Source organism: Halothermothrix orenii H 168 (genome assembly GCF_000020485.1).
In the GTDB taxonomy this organism is placed as follows: Bacteria; Bacillota; Halanaerobiia; order Halanaerobiales; family Halothermotrichaceae; genus Halothermothrix; species Halothermothrix orenii.
Window position 1 is genome coordinate 1,798,439 of the sequence record NC_011899.1, and the last position, 13,210, is coordinate 1,811,648.

15 protein-coding genes and 1 pseudogene are annotated in these 13,210 nt (G+C 41.6%); all 16 read right to left on the reverse strand.

The annotated features are described in order from the left end of the window. Positions 1 to 6: 6 nt before the first annotated feature. The 16 genes and pseudogenes from HORE_RS08730 to flgC all read right to left on the reverse strand — a co-directional run bounded on the left by HORE_RS08730 (position 7) and on the right by flgC (position 13,209). Entirely contained in the window at positions 7 to 444 is a 438-nt protein-coding gene (locus HORE_RS08730) for a flagellar basal body-associated FliL family protein (protein WP_015923396.1), read from the reverse strand. Positions 445 to 450: 6 nt separating this feature from the next. Beyond that, positions 451 to 1,188 carry an OmpA/MotB family protein gene (locus tag HORE_RS08735; protein WP_015923397.1) on the reverse strand — a complete coding sequence of 246 codons (738 nt, stop codon included), beginning with the start codon at positions 1,186 to 1,188 and terminating at the stop codon, positions 451 to 453. Next, positions 1,181 to 1,984 (reverse strand): motility protein A, encoded by an 804-nt coding sequence (locus tag HORE_RS08740; RefSeq protein WP_015923398.1) that lies wholly within the window; start codon positions 1,982 to 1,984, stop codon positions 1,181 to 1,183. The genes HORE_RS08735 and HORE_RS08740 overlap by 8 nt, the downstream gene beginning before the upstream one ends. A gap of 4 nt (positions 1,985 to 1,988) precedes the next feature. Further along, the gene (locus tag HORE_RS08745) at positions 1,989 to 2,192 is read right to left on the reverse strand and encodes a flagellar FlbD family protein (RefSeq protein ID WP_015923399.1); all 204 of its coding nucleotides are present in this window, start codon (positions 2,190 to 2,192) and stop codon (positions 1,989 to 1,991) included. A 190-nt stretch (positions 2,193 to 2,382) separates the two neighbouring features. Continuing rightward, positions 2,383 to 3,954 (reverse strand): flagellar hook protein FlgE, encoded by a 1,572-nt coding sequence (locus HORE_RS08750; protein WP_226984153.1) that lies wholly within the window; start codon positions 3,952 to 3,954, stop codon positions 2,383 to 2,385. A gap of 123 nt (positions 3,955 to 4,077) precedes the next feature. After that, entirely contained in the window at positions 4,078 to 4,476 is a 399-nt protein-coding gene (locus tag HORE_RS08755) for a TIGR02530 family flagellar biosynthesis protein (protein WP_015923401.1), read from the reverse strand. A gap of 25 nt (positions 4,477 to 4,501) precedes the next feature. Further along, positions 4,502 to 4,930, reverse strand: coding sequence for a flagellar hook assembly protein FlgD (gene flgD / locus HORE_RS08760; protein ID WP_015923402.1), 429 nt, complete (start codon positions 4,928 to 4,930; stop codon positions 4,502 to 4,504). Positions 4,931 to 4,946: 16 nt separating this feature from the next. Further along, positions 4,947 to 6,461 (reverse strand): flagellar hook-length control protein FliK, encoded by a 1,515-nt coding sequence (locus HORE_RS08765; RefSeq protein WP_041606011.1) that lies wholly within the window; start codon positions 6,459 to 6,461, stop codon positions 4,947 to 4,949. Between the two features lie 164 nt (positions 6,462 to 6,625). Continuing rightward, the gene (locus HORE_RS08770) at positions 6,626 to 7,156 is read right to left on the reverse strand and encodes a MotE family protein (protein ID WP_015923404.1); all 531 of its coding nucleotides are present in this window, start codon (positions 7,154 to 7,156) and stop codon (positions 6,626 to 6,628) included. A 1-nt stretch (position 7,157) separates the two neighbouring features. After that, on the reverse strand, positions 7,158 to 7,595 hold the full coding sequence (gene fliJ, locus HORE_RS08775) for a flagellar export protein FliJ (RefSeq protein WP_015923405.1): 438 nt from the start codon (positions 7,593 to 7,595) through the stop codon (positions 7,158 to 7,160). A gap of 31 nt (positions 7,596 to 7,626) precedes the next feature. After that, complete coding sequence (gene fliI, locus HORE_RS08780) at positions 7,627 to 8,940, reverse strand: flagellar protein export ATPase FliI (protein WP_015923406.1); 1,314 nt, start codon at positions 8,938 to 8,940, stop codon at positions 7,627 to 7,629. Beyond that, positions 8,927 to 9,715, reverse strand: coding sequence for a FliH/SctL family protein (locus tag HORE_RS08785; protein ID WP_015923407.1), 789 nt, complete (start codon positions 9,713 to 9,715; stop codon positions 8,927 to 8,929). The genes fliI and HORE_RS08785 overlap by 14 nt, the downstream gene beginning before the upstream one ends. Further along, positions 9,708 to 10,714: pseudogene (gene fliG, locus HORE_RS08790) on the reverse strand (flagellar motor switch protein FliG). The gene HORE_RS08785 and the pseudogene fliG overlap by 8 nt, the downstream one beginning before the upstream one ends. An 18-nt stretch (positions 10,715 to 10,732) precedes the next feature. Continuing rightward, complete coding sequence (gene fliF, locus HORE_RS08795) at positions 10,733 to 12,292, reverse strand: flagellar basal-body MS-ring/collar protein FliF (protein ID WP_015923408.1); 1,560 nt, start codon at positions 12,290 to 12,292, stop codon at positions 10,733 to 10,735. A gap of 131 nt (positions 12,293 to 12,423) precedes the next feature. Beyond that, positions 12,424 to 12,726 carry a flagellar hook-basal body complex protein FliE gene (fliE, locus tag HORE_RS08800; RefSeq protein WP_015923409.1) on the reverse strand — a complete coding sequence of 101 codons (303 nt, stop codon included), beginning with the start codon at positions 12,724 to 12,726 and terminating at the stop codon, positions 12,424 to 12,426. 45 nt (positions 12,727 to 12,771) lie between these two features. Next, positions 12,772 to 13,209 (reverse strand): flagellar basal body rod protein FlgC, encoded by a 438-nt coding sequence (flgC, locus tag HORE_RS08805; protein WP_015923410.1) that lies wholly within the window; start codon positions 13,207 to 13,209, stop codon positions 12,772 to 12,774. Position 13,210: the final 1 nt, after the last annotated feature.

Sequence of the window (13,210 nt, forward strand, 5' to 3'; positions counted from 1 at the left end):
AACCTCCTACTGAACCACCAGCTGAGTAAACCAAACACTGGTGATTTTCCCGGTAGTTAAAACCTGATTTAACTCAGCCCTGACTCTATTTTTTATGGTTCTGGCCCCCGGTTCCTCTATATCGGCCATTTTCTGGTCCCTTAAAATTGAAATAATAATATCCCTTATCTGGGGACTCCTTTTATCCAGTTCACGAATTACACTGTCCTGACTAACTTCAACTACAATACTTGCTTTTATGTACTGGTATCCACCTGTACCGGAGAGATTGACGATAAAATCTCCCAGTGAATAGGTAGGGCCAATATCCTTGCTTTCAAGAACATGCTGGGAATTGGTCCGGTCAAAGTAGGTCATAAAGCCATAACTTGTCCCGGCTGCAATTAAAACCATCATAATTACTATACCAATGAAAGATTTTACTCCTCCACCTTTATCAGCCATTACAAACTACCTCCTTTCCATTGCCTTATTGTGTAGTGTATTGAGAATTACTATTTCAACCCTTCTATTTTTGGCCCGGTGTTCAACTGTATCATTGGGATAAAGGGGTCGGTATTCAGAATACCCTGCTGCAGATAAACGGGATGGATCAATACCGTGTCTTTCTATAAAGTATTTGATAACATTGGTGGCTCTGGTAGTTGATAATTCCCAGTTGGACGGAAATTGTTCATTATGTATTGGCCAGTTATCGGTGTGGCCTTCGACAGCTATTTCATTTGGAATTTTTTCTATGATACCGGCAATTTCGTCCAGAAGCCTTTTTCCTCCTGGCTTAATTTCTGCCTTCCCGATATCATAAAGGACCTGTCCGGTTAATCTTACCACCAGCCCACGTTTGGTAAGTTCCATTTTAACCCTGTCTGATAACTTTTCCTTTTCAACATACCGGTTTATCTGGCCCATTACCTTCTCAAAAACCTGATTTGATGGATTGAACCTGTTTCCAATTGAACCCCTTGATAACAATTCCTCGTCCATTATCGTCTTACCACCAGGCATTACACCAAGTTTAGCCTGAAGGGCAGAAATAAATCCCTCAAATTTTTCCACATTCATCACTGAAAAAGAATACAGGAAAACAAAGAAAACTAACAGTAAGGTCATCATATCCCCGTATGTAACCATCCATCCCGGGGAAGTATTCTTATTTTCCTCTTCCAGGTCTTTTTTGAGTTTAGGCATTTTCACCCACCGCCATCTCTTCGAACCTGGGTGCCTCCGAAGCAATCCTTTCTCTTTCAGTAGCCAGGAAGGCATTTAACTTTTCTCTTACTATCCTCGGGTTTTCACCGGCCTGAATGGACAAAACCCCTTCAATCATAACTTCTTTTAACAGTACCTCTTCAAGACTCCTTATCCGCAACTTACCTGCCAGCGGATTAAATAAAAGGTTTGCCAGGAGGGCACCATAAAGGGTAGTAATAAGGGCTACAGCCATACCAGAACCTAAATTGGTCGGATCATCAAGCTGGCTTAACATCTGGATTAAACCGATGAGGGTCCCGATTAATCCAAATGACGGAGCCAGCTGACCCATGGTACTGAAGAGTCCTCGCCCTTTTTGATGCCTTTCTTCAAGGAAGGTAAGTTTTGTTTCAAGGATGTTTCTGACAAGCTCGGGATCTGTACCGTCAACTACCAGCTGAATACCCTTTTGTAAAAACGGGTCATTTATTTCCATGACATCCTGCTCCAGGGCCAGCAAACCCTCACGCCTGGCCTTTTCAGCAAAACCAACAAGTATATCTATTATTTCATCTGAATCAAGAGTATGTTCCTGAAAGGCCACCCTTATTAATGATGGTATTTTCTTTAATTCGTTAAAAGAGTAACTTACCATTGTCCCGGCCAGTGTTCCCCCAAGAACAATCATCAGTGACTGAACACTGAGGAAAATAACTGCATTTCCTCCCATAATGATAGCGCCACCAAGGAGGACTATTCCTGTCAGGATACCAATTAAAGTCGACAAATCCATTATTTCACCCCTCTTCTACCTTCAGGTTACCAAAAACCTTCTGCTTATACTCTATCACCTTTTTTATAATATCGTCAACATCATCCAGTACCAGGATTTTTTTATTGGTTGTCAATGTAATTACTGTATCAGGGGTGGCCTGAACTGTTTCCATTAGGTCTGCATTAATGACAATTTCATCACCATTAATTTTTTTAACTTTAATCATATTAAAACCTTCCTTTTTAAAGTTTGTAAGACTCCCCTCACGTTCTATAAACCTGGCCGGATTTTATTCCTGTAACCGGGGATAGTAACAACTACCCCCGGTACTTTATAAATATTGTTGAGTTTATAAATTTAGCCTGAACTGACTTCAGTTAATTTAGATAATATATTACTAGATAATAATTTATCCATTATCTCTTGAGGTTAACCAGGTCCTGGAGCATCTGGTCAGTGGTAGTAATAATCTTGGAATTGGCCTGGAAACCACGCTGGGTCGTAATCATGTCCGTAAACTGTTCTGCAAGGTCCACATTGGACATTTCCAGATTACCGACCGATATCTTGCCACGACCTCCACTACCTGCTTCCCCTATCTGGGGATCACCTGAGTTCTCTGATGGTGAAAAGAGGGTTTCTCCTTCCTTCATTAACCCGGACGGATTGACAAAATAGGCAATGGCAATCTGCCCGATGGGCCTTACAAGTCCATTAGAATAACTACCGGTGATGACACCACCATCATCTATGGTAAATCCTTCTAAAGCACCGGTTTCATATCCATCAGAATTTATTTTGAAGTCAAACCCTTCAGCCAGCTGGGTCAGGGCTGAAAAATCAAGATTTATGGTCTGACCGGTAGCGGCACCATTGGTCGGGTCAAAGGCAATACTACCATTGGACCCACTATTTATTGTCCCGTCTGGATTGAAGGTTATAGTTCCTGATGCAGGCGAAGCAGGAAGATTAGCATCAGTTACATCTACTAAATTCCAGTCCCAGGTATTGCTGGGTGGATTGGAAAGGGTTATAGCTCCAGCTCCATCAAAATCTGTCATAGCCCCGGTTGTGGTAGCCGTAATATCTACAGAGGCAAGCCCATTGGCATTTAAGGCATCATTTATAGCGTTTTCAATAGCTTCTAAATCAGCAGGAGCATTTGTACTGCTGTTATCCCAGTCAGCAGCTACAGTTACAGTATTGGTACCACTATTATAACTTGCATTTATCTGACTATCATCATCAGCAAGAAAATCAATTGTCAAATTATTTAAATTAATATCTGGTTCAGTTGCTCTAAAATTTAGATCCCAGCCACCAATTGTTGTGGTAAGCTCAGGTACCCTTTTTGTAAAGGACAGGGTTACAGTATGCATTTCCCCCAGGGAATCAAGGACATCAACAGTAATTTCCCTGGTCCCACCAAATTGACTATCAAGATTACCACTTATAGTGGCATTCCCGGTGGCCCGGGCATTCATAATTGAATATTCATCGGTAATATGGATATTCTCGGGGTCCTGCCCGGAATTAATGGTACCAGTACTGATGTCGGCCATCCAGCCCTGAATTACAAAACCGTTAGAAACATTAACAAGATATCCATTATCGTCGAGGTTTAGCCTACCGGCCCTGGTGAACAGGTTTTTCTGACCATTATTGACAACAAAATATCCATTACCCTGAATGGCAAGATCAGTAGTAACACCGGTTGGCTGCAGATTGCCCTGGGTATGGTCAACAGTTATACTGCCAACTCCTACCCCGAGGCCGACCTGCATGGGGTTAACTCCCCCGCGGCCTCCCTGTGGTGCCTTAGCACCGCGCAGGGTCTGACTTAACATCTCTTTGAAAGTAACACTACTGCTTTTATAACCAACTGTATTCACATTGGCAATATTATTACCAATGACATCCATCCTAGTTTGATGGGCTTTTAAACCGGAAACACCGGCATACATGGAACGCATCATACCTGAATCCAACCTCCTTTAGAGTTCAACTGGCAAACACCGCTATCAGTTGGTGTTTGAGAGGCCTCCTGATCCAGGTCCAGCCTCAACACCAGTTGTCAAATAATTAATCACTTTTTAGATTTTATAAACACTTTACATAAACACAGCACTATCTATATTTGTAAAGACATTTTCCTTAATATTGCTGTCATCAATAGCTGTAATCACCGTTTTGTTCTCAACACTGACCACATAAGCTACATTGTTTACCATAATGAGGGAATCCCTTGAGCCCTTTTCCTCTGCTTTCTTTATCCCGTTTTTAAGCTGGTTAAGGTCCTTTTCAGTTAAATTGATATTACGGGATACCAGTCGATTCTGGGCATGTTTCGAGAATTTAACCCCGGTCTTCTCTTTTAACTGCCGGGATAAAACCTTTTTAAAATCAACCTTTTTGCCCTGTTTATCGGTTTTATCCGGAGCTGCCGGTTTTTTCTGAACCTTACCGGCCGGGTTTATGGGGTGGTTAACTATCAAACGGTTATCAACCATTTTTAATCACCCACTTTCTAATCCATTAACTGATTGAAGTAATAGTATCTACAGGTATTTTTACATCATTATCGAGATGGGCATACAGGGTTCCCGATTCATAAACTACCTTGGTCACTTTACCACTTAAAATCCTTCCACTTTGACTATCTACATACTCAACGTTTCTACCAATCAAAGCTGCCCCCTGGGACAGACTTTCCATTCGCATAAAGGTACTTAAGTTTTCATTCATATTGGCCATCTGTTCTAAGGAACTAAATTCAGCCATCTGGGCAATAAACTCTCTATCTTCCATTGGTTTCAAGGGATCCTGGTGCCTTAACTGGGTAATTAATAGTTTGAAAAAAGCATCTTTATCAAGGTTATTGCCATCATTTCTTTCCATAGTGACTTTTTCATTACTCTGGCTGGTCTGTGGAGTAACACTAAAGGTTCTGGCCAGCATTGTCATAAATATCCCCCCTTTTTTATGCCAGTAAATCCATTCGATGGAGGTAATACCCCAGTGAAGACCAACGTGGTAGGTATTCTCTTAACCTTTCCAGTTCTTCGGGACTGAGATCACCGGACCGGGCCAGTTCTTCTCCATTAAAGTAATTTTTACCAGGCTGTCTGTTTTCGTCTCTATTCTGTTCCTGTTGTTGGGAATACTGATGTGAGCCCGTATCTTCATTGGAATCAGCAGTCTCTATATAGATGTTTTCAACATTTAAACCCTGATTGGTCAGGTTAGTTTTTAAGGTATGTATGTTCTGTTCCAGCATTCCTTTGACATATTGATTCTCTACCATAAGTCTGGCGATAACTTCACCGGCTTCCACCTTTAAATTAAATTTAACCTTACCCAGAAACCTGGGTTCTAACTGGAATTCGAGTTCATTTTTGTTACCACGGTTAATTACCCTGAGCTGGTCTACTATCTGGTTAATAAATTCATACCTGTTTGCTGTAACTGCAGAATGTTCGACCTTTGACTGGTTCTCACTACCCGTTTCCGGCATAAATAGTGGTGAATAACTCCCTGTAAAGGAATTCATGTCTCTAACACCACTATCAGAGTTATTACCGGCAAAACCTGGATTAACCCTGTTTTGTCCATCTGCTTTTGAGGAAAGGAGCCTGTTAATAATATTTTTATTCTCATCTGTAACCCTGTTATCCAGGCTATCGTTAAAATTAAAGTTATTTTGTTTATTATCCATTTCAAATTTAAATTGAAGGGTTTTACCCTGTTTATTACCCTGATTGTCTCTGGCCTTAACGTTATGGCTGGCTTTCTCAGTATTGTTTGACTTTTGAATATCCAATTTTTCAGTTTCAGAAATATTTAATTTATTTTTGCCATCGCTTTTAATTCCGTTCAGTATTTTTTCTGTATCAGTCTCTGGTTGTTTACTGTTTCCCTGGATAGTTGTTTTATTACCCTCTCCATTATTCAGGCCCGTCTCTTTTGCACCCAAACTGGTTTTACCTGGCATGGAATCAGTTTTTTGGTCAGAAGTTTCATTCTCTCCTGTAACCATTACCTTTTGATTACTCCGTTGATTCAATAATTTATTAACCATCTCTCCCAGCTGGCTTATCTTCTGTTTCAGCTCTTCTGTCTTCAAAGCTCCCATTTTACCATGAACTTCACCGGTAAATTGAGGTAGAATATCAAACCAGAAGGCTGCGAGAAGTGTTTTCAATTCCATTAGTTCATCTCTGTTTAACTTTGAAAGCTGTTTTTTTAGTTTATCGGGTGGTAATTTGAGAAGGTCAAACACCAGTTTAAACTCAGGTTTAATTAAACTTGATTCCAGCTTACTGTCTTTTGTTGCTGAATTTAAAACTAAATCTTTAAATGACTGGCCTGTAGAATCTGTTGAATTTATCCCGGAACCTCTGGTACCACCGGTTACATTACTCTGATTAATCCGGGAGCCAGGACTGCTATTATTTACAGCATGGAGTGGTGCTAAAAATGTCATTGTTCCTCCCAATTCATATTTCACCTCCTTTCAATAAAGTTAGTCTGTTAAGTTTTATGAAACTTGAGTAGCTTCCTTCCCGGGATTAAAATGGTTTTAAAAAACTTTACAATACCTCCCGGGAAAAAAACCAGGAATTACAACCAGATCAAAAGTTAAGTGTCCAAGACGATACATCACTCCTGTAACTGACGGGTGAGTTCAGCAGCTTTATCTGGCTCGAGATTGACCAGTATCTCGGCTACAATATCCTCTTTCATGTTGGTCAGGATCTCAAGGGTGAGTTCACGATCAAGGGAATCAACTATTCTGGCCGCTTCCTCGGGATCCATTTCTGAATAGATTTTGACGAGTTTGTTTACCTTTTCCTGATGGTTTAATTTATCTTTACTTAATTTTGTTAGTTCTTCCTGAAGGTTACTTATGGCCAGTGCCCTCTCGTCAGCTATCTCTTTTAAGCTTTTCAACTCCTTGTTCAGCCTGTTTACTTCAGCAGACAATTGTATATTTTCCTCACGGATATTCTCCCAGGAGTTAAAGAGATTATCAAAGGCCTGATCTGTTTTGTAATATTCTTCTAAAACAGGAGCAGAAGTCAAAACCTTCTCTCCCCAGGCCTTTAAGGAAATAATTTCAAAATAGTTTAACCCAAATAAGACAGCTCCCAGAAAAACTATTATAAGGAGTGTATAAAGCAGTTTCTTCATTTCAATCCCCCTGTATCCCACTACTTCTCTGGCCGATTTCATCCAGTATCTTCTGTTCAGTGCGGAAAAATTCCTTCATATATTTCTGATTTTCCTTCTCCTTTAATTTTTCCAGAACTTTTTTATTTTTTCGCCTGTCTATATATTCTTTCTGATGTCTGGCGACTACATCCCTTTGTCTATGTAATTTATCTTCAGTATTATTTATCCTCTTTCTATTATAAACAAGGTATTTTCGGGCCTCGATAGTCCCCTGAATATCGAGGTTATTTTCCCTGAGGTAATCATATAACTCCCTCTGAGTTGAATTCATTTCCCGGAGTCTAGATTGAATTTCCCTTTCCTTCTGGCGGGCTGCCAGCAACTTATTCCGGGCCAGATCCTCTTCTAAACTCCGTACTTCCAGAACTTTTTGTAGATTAAATTCAAATTTCTTCAAAGAAAGTTCACCTCACTCTGGAGGGATACTATTACTTTCCAGCAATTTGCTTTAACATAGTTACCGTTTCTTCAAAACTGGACTTTTGGCCAATACCCTGTCTCAGGAAGGTATTAATATCATTTATATTTTCAAGGGCCCTGTCAATGGCCGGATTACTACCCGGTTTATAGGCCCCGATATTTATCAGGTCTTCTGATTCTCGATAATCAGCCAGCATTTTCTTAACCTCACCGGCCGCCTGCAAATGCTCTTCATCTACAATATCAGGCATCAAACGGCTGACACTCTCCAGGACATCTACAGCCGGATAATGATTCCTTGAAGCCAGGTCCCGGGATAACACAATATGGCCATCCAGAATACCCCGGACCGTATCAGAAACGGGTTCATTAAAGTCATCACCTTCGACTAATACCGTATAGAGGGCTGTAATGGTGCCATGCTGGTTTGTCCCCGCTCTTTCCAGGAGTTTGGGTAATTCAGCATAGACCGAAGGGGGGTAACCCCTGGTAGCTGGAGGTTCACCAACAGCTAGACCCACTTCACGGAAGGCCATAGCCACCCTTGTTACCGAATCCATCATTAAGAGGACATTTTTCCCCTGGTCACGGAAGAACTCAGCAATAGCAGTGGCTACATAGGCAGCCTTAACCCTGACCAGGGCTGGCTTATCCGAGGTGGCAACGACCACAATTGACTTTTTTAAACCCTCAGGACCGAGGTCCCTTTCAATAAAGTCGCGGACCTCACGGCCACGTTCGCCAACAAGTCCAATAACATTAATGTCTGCCTCGGTGTTACGGGCAGCCATTCCCAGCAGGGTACTTTTACCGACACCACTACCGGCAAAAATACCGACACGCTGCCCCCGGCCACAGGTTAAAAGACCGTCAATGCTACGGATTCCAAGGCTTAAAGGTTCAGTAATTCTTTTTCTCAACAGGGGATCGGGGGGCTGGGCCATGACGGGGACTTCAGTAAAACCATGCCTCATTTTTAAACCACTACTGATAGGCTGGCCCAGACCGTTTAATACCTGTCCCAGCAGGCCTTCCCCGACCTTAACTGTCAATTTTTCACCGGTGGCCACGACCCTGGCCCCGGGGTTTATTCCCCTCATTTCCCCGATGGGCATTAATAAGACCTTATCCTTATCAAATCCAACCACTTCTGCCTTAACAGACCGTTTACCGTTTTTTATTAAACATATTTCTCCAATACTGACTTCTGGTCCTTTGGACTCTATAATTAAACCAACTACCCGGGTTATATGGCCATAGTTTCTGGTCACCCGGGCCCTGTCTACAACTGAAGTCAGCTGGGAAAAATCAATCCCCTTCATGGATCCCGGCTCCTTTTAGTAGTTCTTTTTCAACCAGCTCCAGTTTGGTTTCAATTAAACCATCTTTGCCACCCAGTTCTGTCTCAACAGTACAATCACCGGGTTTAAGGGAATCATCTGGCAAAATCTTAATCTTCTGCCTGTTGAAACCGGATTTAATATCTTCTTCATCAAGGTATTCAAACATCCCGGGGTTTATCTTTATATAGACTTCTTCAGCCCGGGTAATACCATCAAGCATCCCTTTTACTATAGGATTTATGACCCCGGGCTCAAGTTCAATCCTGGTATTCACTATTTTTTCTGCAATCCTGACAGCAAGTTTAATTATCTCCCCGGGAAGCCTGTCAACCTCCTTATTCAATTCGGCTTCAGTCTCGGTAACAGACTTTTCAATGGTTGAAATAAGGGATTGAAGATTATTTAAAGCTGTTTCATAGCCTTCCTCATAACCCTGTTCATGACCTTTGTTAAAACCCTCTTCATACCCCTTTTCAGTCAACTCTTCCGCCTTTTGTCTGGCATCATAAAGGATATTTTCTGCCTCTTCTTCTGCCTTTGAAATGATGTCTTCTTTTCTCTGATTGGCTTCAGCTATGGTCTTTTCCATAATTTCCTTTTTCCTGCTATTAAGTTCCTTCTCCACAGCAGAAGTTTCACGATTTTTTTCTCCGGATTTAGCCATTCTACTATTTTTTTTATCCTTATCTCCATGACGAACATCTTTTATGCGGTATTCCCCTATAATGCGGGATGATTTTATAACTTTAGACAATTACCTCACTCTCCCCGCCTCTGGCGATAACAATCTCTCCACTATCTTCCAGCTGGCGGATCACATTAACTATTCTCTGCTGGGCCTCTTCAACTTCCCTTAACCTTACAGGACCCATATATTGAATGTCTTCTTTCAGCATTTCAGCAGCCCGCTTGGACATATTCCGGTATATTTTTTTTCCACATCACTACTGGCTGTTTTAAGGGCCAGGGCAACATCCTGAGTATCAACCTGCCGTAAGACAAGCTGAACGGCCCTGTTGTCCAGAAGGACAATATCTTCAAAGACAAACATCCTCTTCCTGATCTCTTCGGCAAGTTCAGGATTGGTTTCATCCAGTTTTTCCAGTATATTTTTCTCAGTACCCCGGTCAACAGAGTTTAAGATATTGACAATGGTATCAATACCACCAGCTGTGGCATACTCATTGGTAACCACAGAGGATAGTTTCCTTTCAAGTATAGATTCAACATCCTTAATAATATCAGGTGCAGTCCTGTCCATTAAAGCAATTCTGCGGGATACGTCTGCCTGGACCTCCTGGGGTAGAGAAGATAAAACCTGGGAAGCCTGCTCCGGCTGGAGATAGGCCATTATTAAGGCAATTGTCTGGGGGTGTTCGTTTTGAATAAAGTTTAACAGCTGGGAAGGATCGGTCTTACGTATAGCATCAAAGGGCCTGACCTGAAGAGTTGCAGTCAGACGGCCTAAAATACTGTTAGCTCGTTCCTGACCTACCGCCTTTTCAAGGATTTCCCGGGCATATTCAATACCACCACGATTAATATAATCTTTGGCCTGACATAACTGATAGAACTCTTCCAGGACCTCATCCTTGGTTTCAGATTCTATCTTCTGTAAATTGGCAATCTCAAGGGTTAATTCTTCTATTTCTTCATCATTCAAGTGTTTAAATATCTGGGCCGAAATATCGGGTCCAAGGGAGAGTAATAATACAGCAGCCTTCTGTTTGCCGCTTAAATCATCTCTCCGCATCTTTACACCTCCCCCAAATTAATCCTCTAATAACCAGCTCTTAAGTATCTGGGCAACCTCATCAGGTTTCTCATTAACAAGTTCAGCGATCTCAGTCTTCATCTTCTGACGTTTCTTTTCTTCTTCAGTTAACTCTGTAGCAGCCATTTCTTCTTCAGCCTCTTCCCCAACCATATAGTCGATGGCTTTACCAACCATATCTTCCTCACTTTCTTTAGAACGCTTAAAGGAAAGAAGGAGAATTGACAATATAATAAGTATTAAAACTATGAGACCACCATATATGTACATCCTTGTTTTCTGGGCCTGCAGGGCCGAGGACTGGGCCTGTGCCACCTGCTGTTTAAGCGTCTCATCGAAGTCCATACTGGTCACAGTTACCATATCACCGCGTTCAGGGTCATATCCAATAGCCGCCTGAACAGCGTTCCTGATCTTTTGAAGCTCATCTCTTTCCAGGGAACTATTTACTATAACAGCTACTGAAAGCCTTTCCACACTACCAGGGGAATAGACATGCTTTTCTATCTTTTCATTTATTTCATAATTGGTAATAACATCAGAGCTTTCATAGGTTCCCCCGCTGTTTTCTTCTTCAACTGACTGGTACTGGGGAATATTAGAAGTTGTCCCTGGAACTCCTGTGGCTACAGGGTTTTCACCCTCATAACTTTCCTCATGTTCCTGCTGGCTGCGAACAATTCCCTCATCACCAACAACCGGTGAATAGGTCTTGCTCTCAACCTGTCGTTTATCAAAATTTAACCAGGCCTTGACCTGAACCGTAAAATTATCAGGGCCCAGTACCTTAAACAGAAAGGCCCTGAGGTCATTTTCCAGAGATTCAGCAAATTTACGCTGAATCTCAAACTGGTTCATGGTAAGCTGACTATTATAAAAATCTTTATCAGTATTCCGGGAAAGAAGGTTACCTGAGGTATCGACAATGGTAACCTTATCGGGATCCAGTCCCTGAACACTGCTGGCAACCAGGTTAGATATAGCCTTGACCTGGTCCGGGCTCAATTTGTGCCCGGGAACAAATTTTAATAAAACAGAAGCCTCGGCAGGTTGCTCCTCCTCAATGAAAAGGCTTTCTTTGGGAGCCGTAATCTGAACCTTGGCATACTCAATGGCCTCCATGGCCTGAATTGAACGGCTCAATTCCCCACCCAGAGCTCTATAAAAATTTACCTTTCTTTCAAAATCTGTTGTCCCGAAGTTGCTCTGGTTAAAGATTTCAAATCCAACAACACCCTGGGATGGTAAACCTTCTCCAGCCATATCAAGCCTGGTTTTGTAAACATGCTGAGAAGGAACCAGGATTGTCTGGCCATTATCTGTTAACCGGTAGGGAATCCCCTGTTCATCCAGCTTCTCAATAATGGCATCAGCATCTCTGGGGTTTAAATTACTAAACAAAGGTTGATAATCAGGGCTGCTCCCCATAGCTATTATTAAAATCAGGGTTAGCAAATCCACTCCCACCCCTGATATGATAACAACCTTTGCCCGTTTATTTAAATTGGACCATAATTCTTTAAATTGTTCTATGTAGTCTTGAAACCAGGTACCCATATTACAACCTCTTTCATTTATTTATATAAAGGTTTTATCTTTATAAAATACCGGCACACTTTACCTGTTATAATTATGTACTTGATTTTATGTACTTGATTTCCAGCCTGAATAATAATAAGATTTTATTATTAAATCTGCATCCTCATAATTTCCTTATAAGCAGATACAACCTTGCTCTGTATGGCAAGGGTAAGCTTCAGGGCCAGTTGGGCCTTTTCTGTAGCAATGGTTACATCATGGATATCATCTACTTTACCCAGGGCAAAATCCCTGGCAATTTTATCAGCTTCAACCTGAAGGTGGTTCACATCACCTATTTTTTCCTTTATCAGATCTGCAAAAGATTTATAGGAGACTTCTTCATTTCTATTTAATCGATTAGAACCATCACTTAAAAGATTGACATTATTACCAACCGGGTTTATCATCATTACACACCACACCCTTTTTCCTTATCTAATAATTAAAATTATATTCTAACCCTGTCCAATCTGCAGGGCCTTAAGGGCCATATTTTTGGCAGTATTTAAAGCAGTAACATTGGCTTCATAAGCCCTGGAAGCACTTATCATATCAACCATTTCTGTGGTAATATTGACATTGGGCATAGCTACATAACCTTCTTCATTGGCATCGGGATGCCCTGGATTATACACCATCTTAAAGGGAGAATCGTCTTCCCTGATGCCAACTACTTCGACACCACGCCTGTCTGTATCCTTTCCGAGTTTACTTTGAAAAACCCGGGCAAAACTATCTGCCTCCCTTTCCCTGAAAACGGGAAGCTTACGGCGATAGGGACCACCATCCTCGGTTCTGGTGGTGTTGACATTGGCAATATTATCAGCTATTATATCCATCCTCAACCTCTGGGCAGTAAGGCCAGAAGCACTGATATTCAGACTATCAAGCATA

What these genes read in the sequence shown, in the direction of transcription:
- HORE_RS08740 (WP_015923398.1), bottom strand. Translation starts at nt 1,984, where the DNA reads ATGGATTTGTCGACTTTAATTGGTATCCTGACAGGAATAGTCCTCCTT.
- HORE_RS08730 (WP_015923396.1), bottom strand. Translation starts at nt 444, where the DNA reads ATGGCTGATAAAGGTGGAGGAGTAAAATCTTTCATTGGTATAGTAATT.
- flgC (WP_015923410.1), bottom strand. Translation starts at nt 13,209, where the DNA reads ATGCTTGATAGTCTGAATATCAGTGCTTCTGGCCTTACTGCCCAGAGG.
- HORE_RS08770 (WP_015923404.1), bottom strand. Translation starts at nt 7,156, where the DNA reads ATGAAGAAACTGCTTTATACACTCCTTATAATAGTTTTTCTGGGAGCT.
- HORE_RS08745 (WP_015923399.1), bottom strand. Translation starts at nt 2,192, where the DNA reads ATGATTAAAGTTAAAAAAATTAATGGTGATGAAATTGTCATTAATGCA.
- fliE (WP_015923409.1), bottom strand. Translation starts at nt 12,726, where the DNA reads ATGATGATAAACCCGGTTGGTAATAATGTCAATCTTTTAAGTGATGGT.
- HORE_RS08735 (WP_015923397.1), bottom strand. Translation starts at nt 1,188, where the DNA reads ATGCCTAAACTCAAAAAAGACCTGGAAGAGGAAAATAAGAATACTTCC.
- fliF (WP_015923408.1), bottom strand. Translation starts at nt 12,292, where the DNA reads ATGGGTACCTGGTTTCAAGACTACATAGAACAATTTAAAGAATTATGG.
- flgD (WP_015923402.1), bottom strand. Translation starts at nt 4,930, where the DNA reads ATGACAATGCTGGCCAGAACCTTTAGTGTTACTCCACAGACCAGCCAG.
- HORE_RS08755 (WP_015923401.1), bottom strand. Translation starts at nt 4,476, where the DNA reads ATGGTTGATAACCGTTTGATAGTTAACCACCCCATAAACCCGGCCGGT.
- fliI (WP_015923406.1), bottom strand. Translation starts at nt 8,940, where the DNA reads ATGAAGGGGATTGATTTTTCCCAGCTGACTTCAGTTGTAGACAGGGCC.